This window comes from Xanthobacter sp. BG11Y11_SDJG (assembly GCF_057364445.1).
Window position 1 is genome coordinate 1 of sequence record NZ_JBNFNU010000434.1, and the last position, 3,369, is coordinate 3,369.

Annotated in this window: 4 protein-coding genes and 1 pseudogene; all 5 read left to right on the forward strand. The window is 66.5% G+C overall.

What is annotated here, in order from left to right:
* Positions 1-196: helix-turn-helix domain-containing protein (locus AC2W7M_RS22320; protein ID WP_486135008.1), on the forward strand; the 196-nt coding region annotated here is incomplete at its 5' end.
* A gap of 419 nt (positions 197-615) precedes the next feature.
* Positions 616-810 carry a 4Fe-4S binding protein gene (locus AC2W7M_RS22325; RefSeq protein WP_486135010.1) on the forward strand — a complete coding sequence of 65 codons (195 nt, stop codon included), beginning with the start codon at positions 616-618 and terminating at the stop codon, positions 808-810.
* A gap of 68 nt (positions 811-878) precedes the next feature.
* A complete protein-coding gene (gene sufB / locus AC2W7M_RS22330) occupies positions 879-2,363 on the forward strand; it encodes a Fe-S cluster assembly protein SufB (protein WP_486135012.1) in 1,485 nt (494 codons plus the stop codon).
* A 34-nt stretch (positions 2,364-2,397) separates the two neighbouring features.
* The gene (gene sufC, locus AC2W7M_RS22335) at positions 2,398-3,159 is read left to right on the forward strand and encodes a Fe-S cluster assembly ATPase SufC (protein ID WP_486135014.1); all 762 of its coding nucleotides are present in this window, start codon (positions 2,398-2,400) and stop codon (positions 3,157-3,159) included.
* 3 nt (positions 3,160-3,162) lie between these two features.
* Positions 3,163-3,369, forward strand: a pseudogene (locus AC2W7M_RS22340) (hypothetical protein); the annotation flags it as partial.

Consider the following 3,369-nt stretch of genomic DNA (forward strand, 5'->3'; position numbering starts at 1 on the left):
GCGCCTGCCCGCGCCCCCCGCGGCCCTTTCCGGAGCACCTGCTGCGGACGCCGATGCGGGCGAGCGCGAGCGCCTGGTGGACGCCATGGAGCGCGCCGGCTGGGTGCAGGCCAAGGCCGCGCGCCTGCTCGGCCTCACCCCGCGCCAGATCGGCTATGCGCTGAAGAAGCACGACATCGAGATCAAACGCTTCTGAGCGCTCCGGCTGCGCCGCGGCCGGGGAACACCACCCCCGCGCCCCGGCCGACTGCAACGGAGCGGCAGCGCAGTGGAAGGAAAGCCGGACCCAGCGCAAGGGACCGCTGAAGGCGCTTCTGAACCCCAGCCGCCGAAGCCATTGCCTGCTGCGCGGGAGTCTTGCGCTGGACCCCGGCTCTGCGCTCCGGCTGCGCCGTCGCTTGTCCGGGGAACGCATGGGCTGGGCCGCCGCCGGGCGGGGGCAACGCAGGGCGCTGCCCCTCCCGGCCTGTCGCACTTGCGACACCGTGTCGGGGGCGCGACACCGCCCGCCATCAATCCCGCACGATTTTTCTTTCAAAATCAAATAATTAAAGTCTGGCACGCGGCTTGAAAGAAGGCTTTGTCCGCCATCTTCTGCACATGCGGGGAAAGCCAATGGCCTACAAGATCGTCGCCTCCCAATGCACCGTCTGCGGCGCCTGCGAGTTCGAGTGCCCGAACGCCGCCATCTCGCTCAAGCGCGACATGTACATCATCGATCCGAACAAGTGCACCGAGTGCGAGGGGTCGTTCGACACGCCCCAGTGCGCCGCCGTGTGCCCGGTCGAGAAGACCTGCATTCCCGCCTGAGCGGCGCGGGTCGAGGCTTGAGCCTCCCAGCACGACTCCAAGTCCAGGTCAGTTGAACGGAGGATCGGATGGCCGCGGTACAAGAGACGATCGAGCAGGTCCGCCTCATCGACGTCGATCAGTACAAATACGGTTTCGAGACCCTGGTGGATACCGAGAAGGCCCCCAAGGGCCTCTCGGAGGACATCATCCGCTTCATCTCGGCCAAGAAGAACGAGCCGGGCTGGATGCTCCAATGGCGCCTCGACGCCTATGCGCGCTGGCTCACCATGGAGGAGCCGGACTGGGCGCGGGTCGCCTACCCGGCCATCGACTATCAGGACCTCTATTACTATGCCGCGCCCAAGAAGGGCGGCTCCGGGCCGAAGTCGCTGGACGAAGTCGACCCGGAGATCCTGAAGACCTACGAGAAGCTCGGCATCCCCCTGCGCGAGCAGGAGATTCTCGCCGGCGTCGAGCGTCCCGAGGGCGAGCGCCGGATCGCTGTGGACGCGGTGTTCGACTCGGTGTCGGTGGCCACCACCTTCAAGGAGGAACTGAAGGCGGCCGGCGTCATCTTCATGCCGATCTCCGAGGCGCTGCACGAACATCCGGAGCTCGTGAGGAAATATCTCGGCACGGTGGTCCCCACCACGGACAACTACTTCGCGACGCTGAACAGCGCGGTGTTCTCGGACGGCTCGTTCGTCTACATCCCCAAGGGCGTGCGCTGCCCCATGGAGCTGTCGACCTACTTCCGCATCAATGAGAAGAACACCGGCCAGTTTGAGCGTACCCTCATCATCGCCGACGAGGGCGCCTATGTGAGCTACCTTGAGGGCTGCACCGCCCCCATGCGCGACGAGAACCAGCTGCACGCCGCCGTGGTCGAGTTGGTGGCCATGGACGATGCGGAGATCAAGTATTCCACTGTCCAGAACTGGTATCCTGGCGATGCCGACGGCAAGGGCGGCATCTACAACTTCGTCACCAAGCGCGGCGACTGCCGCGGCAGGAACGCCAAGATTTCCTGGACCCAGGTGGAGACCGGCTCCGCCATCACCTGGAAGTATCCGAGCTGCATCCTGCGCGGCGAGAATTCGAGCGGCGAATTCTATTCCATCGCCATTTCCAACGGCCGCCAGCAGGTGGACAGCGGCACCAAGATGATCCATCTCGGCAAGAACACGTCGAGCCGCATCATCTCCAAGGGCATCTCCGCCGGCCGCTCGCAGAACACCTATCGTGGCCTCGTCTCCGCCCACCGCAAGGCGACCGGGGCGCGCAACTTCACCAATTGCGATTCCCTGCTCATCGGCGACCAGTGCGGCGCGCACACCGTGCCCTATATCGAGACGAAGAACCCGCAGGCCCAGTTCGAGCACGAGGCGACCACCTCGAAGATCTCGGAAGACATGCTGTTCTACGCCATGCAGCGCGGCCTCAGCCAGGAAGAGGCGGTGGCCCTGGTGGTCAACGGCTTCGTGCGCGACGTGCTGCAGCAACTGCCCATGGAATTCGCCGTGGAGGCGCAGAAGCTCATCTCCATCAGCCTTGAAGGCAGCGTCGGCTGAGCCCGCGCCCCACTCCCGACAGAGGATCACCGACATGACCCCCCTGCTCGAAATCGAAGACCTGCACGCCGAGATCGAAGGGGGGCGCAAGATCCTCAACGGCCTCTCGCTCACCGTGAATCCGGGCGAGGTCCACGCCATCATGGGCCCGAACGGGGCCGGCAAGTCCACGCTCTCTTATGTGCTCTCCGGCAAGCCCGGCTATGTCATCACCGGCGGCTCCATCAAGCTCGCCGGGGTGGAGCTCTCCGAGCTCGCGCCCGACGCGCGCGCGGCGCTCGGCCTGTTCCTCGCCTTCCAGTATCCGCTGGAGATCCCCGGCGTCTCGACCATGGCGTTCCTGCACGCGGCGGTGAACGCGCAGAGGAAGGCGCGCGGCGAGCCGGAAATGACGTCGCCCGAGCTGCTGAAGCGCGTGCGCGAGATCGGCAAGAGCCTCGACATCAGTGCCGAGATGCTGCGCCGGCCGCTCAATGTGGGCTTCTCCGGCGGCGAGAAGAAGCGCAACGAGACGCTGCAGATGATGCTGCTGGAGCCGAAGCTCTGCGTGCTGGACGAGACCGATTCCGGCCTCGACATCGACGCGCTGAAGGTGGTGTCGAACGGCGTCAACGCGCTGCGCGCGCCCGAGCGCTCCATGGTGGTCATCACCCACTACCAGCGCCTGCTCGATTACATCGTGCCCGACGTGGTGCACGTCCTGGCGGCGGGCCGCATCGTACACAGCGGCGGCAAGGAGCTGGCGCTGGAGCTGGAGGCCACCGGCTACGCCCAGTTCCAGAACGAGGCGGCCTGAGCCATGGCCGCCGCCGTCCACCTCATGAAGACGCCGGCGGAGCTGTCGCTGGCCGAGACCTTCGCCGCCGCGGAGGTCCGCCTTCCGGGAACGCCCGTGGTCGCCGCGGGTCGCGCCGCCGCCTTCGCCCAGTTCCTGGCGCGCGGCCTGCCGCACCGCCGCGCTGGACGGCCTGGCGCTACACGGACCTGCGCACCCTCATGCGCGAGG